Here is a 1,996-nt window from a genome sequence, read left to right on the forward strand (position 1 = left end):
CCCCGTACTCCGTGCCGCGTGCCGTGCCCGTCAGGGCATCGCGTGGACGTGCGGGCCCACCGCGTTGCTCCAGGCGTTGCCCGCCGTCGCGTCCCAGTTCGTGGACCAGGTCATCGCGCCGCGCAGGTCCGGGTAGGTCCTGGAGGGCTTGAAGGAACCGCAGCCGGTGCCCTTGGAAAGGCAGTCGAGGGCGTTGTTGACGATCGCCGGGGAGACGTAGCCGCTGCCCGCGCCGCGCGTCGAGGCGGGGACGCCGAGGCCCACCTGCGAGGGGGCCAGGCCGCCTTCGAGCTGGATGCAGGCGAGCGCGGTGAGGAAGTCCACCGAGCCCTGGCTGTACACCTTGCCGTCACAGCCGAGCATCGAACCGCTGTTGTAGTACTGCATGTTGACGACGGTGAGGATGTCCTTGATGTTCAGCGCCGTCTTGAAGTACTCGGCCGAGGTGGACTGCATGTCGATGGTCTGCGGAGCCATCGTGATGACGAGGGAGCTGCCCGCCTTCGCGGAGAGGGCGCGCAGGGCCTGCGACATGTACGTCGCGTTGACCCCGTTCTCCAGGTCGATGTCGACCCCGTCGAAGCCGTAGGTCTGCATGAGCGAGTACAGCGAGTTGGCGAAGTTCGTCGCCGAGGCGCTGTTGGTGACCGATACGGTGCCGTTCTGGCCGCCCACCGAGATGATGACCTTCTTGCCCGCCGCCTGCTTGGCGCGGATGTCGGCCTTGAACTGGTCGACGGTGTAGCCCTTGAGCCCGGCCGAGTCGAGCGTGAAGGAGACCGCGCCGGGGGTGGAGGTCGCGTCCGCGAAGGAGACCGCGATGATGTCGTACTGGGACGGCACCTGCGCGATCGTCTGCACGGCCGCGCCGTTGTCGAAGTTCTGCCAGTAGCCCGTGACGGCGTGCTTGGGGACGTTCCCGCCGCCACCGGGCGGGTTGCCGCCGCCGGAGGTGGTGGTGGCCGAGACCGCCGCCGACTTCGGGGACTCGCCCGCCGCGTTCACGGCAGTGACCTGGAAGCTGTACGTCGTCGCCGCGGTGAGCCCGGTGACGGTCGCGGAGGCGCCGGTGACCGACTGCACCTTCGTGCCGTCCCGGTAGACGTTATAACTCGTCGCGTTGGAGACCGGGTTCCAGCTCAGCGGGATCGACGTGGCGCTCGCCGCGCCCGCCGCGAGCCCGCCCGGGGCGCCCGGCACGCTCGGCGTGGTGCCCCCGCCGCCGCCCCCGTCGGGGCCGAACACCGAGACGTCGTCGGCGAGATAGGCGGCCTGCCCGTACCAGCCGTGCAGGTAGACCTGGACGGAGCTGGTGCTCGCGCCGGTCTTGAAGGTGGTCGTCAGCTGCGACCAGCCGGAGGAGCCCGGGGTCCAGGTGGACACGTCCGTGGTGCCGGTGCCGCTCGCGCCGAGGTAGACGTAGGAGCCCTGTACCCAGGCGCTCAGCGTGTACGTCGAGTCGGGCTTCACCTTCACCGTCTGGGCGCACTGGCCGGTGTCCGAGGCGGTGGGACTGCCCTTGAGGGCGGCGGCGCCGCCGTGCGTGGGCGAGCCGACCGTCGTGCCGTTGGTACAGGTCCAGCCCGCGAGGCCGGACTCGAAGCCCGCGTTCTGCGCGTTGTTGACGTCGGCGGCCTGCGCGGTGCCGACGGCGAGGCCGCTCAGCAGGAGCGCGGCCGTGCCGGCGAGAGCGCCGCCCCGGAAGAGGCGCCGCCATCGGGCGGGGGAGGGGGACCGGCGGAGGACACCGGGTCTGCCGGACGACGGGGACGAAGTACGTTCCACAACTGCCTCCGAAATGGGGGAGATAGGAGGAAAACAGGGGTACTGCCTTGCCTGCTCGTGGAACGGTGGCCACCGTCTGAGGTGAGGGTGGTCCAGACCAATCAAGTTGTCAAGACCTCTGGCGGCCCTCCGCCCTCCGCGGGGCACCCCGCACGGCACGGGGCGGCGCTGCATGGCACGGGACGGCATGGCACGGGCGGCATGGCACGGG

At 70.5% G+C, this 1,996-nt stretch carries 1 protein-coding gene; it reads right to left on the reverse strand.

Going from position 1 to position 1,996, the window contains the following annotated elements:
- Positions 1 to 30 precede the first annotated feature (30 nt).
- A complete protein-coding gene (locus SSBG_RS28100; protein WP_008749432.1) occupies positions 31 to 1,785 on the reverse strand; it encodes a chitinase in 1,755 nt (584 codons plus the stop codon).
- Positions 1,786 to 1,996: the final 211 nt, after the last annotated feature.

Source organism: Streptomyces sp. SPB074, assembly GCF_000154905.1.
Lineage (GTDB): Bacteria > Actinomycetota > Actinomycetes > Streptomycetales > Streptomycetaceae > Streptomyces.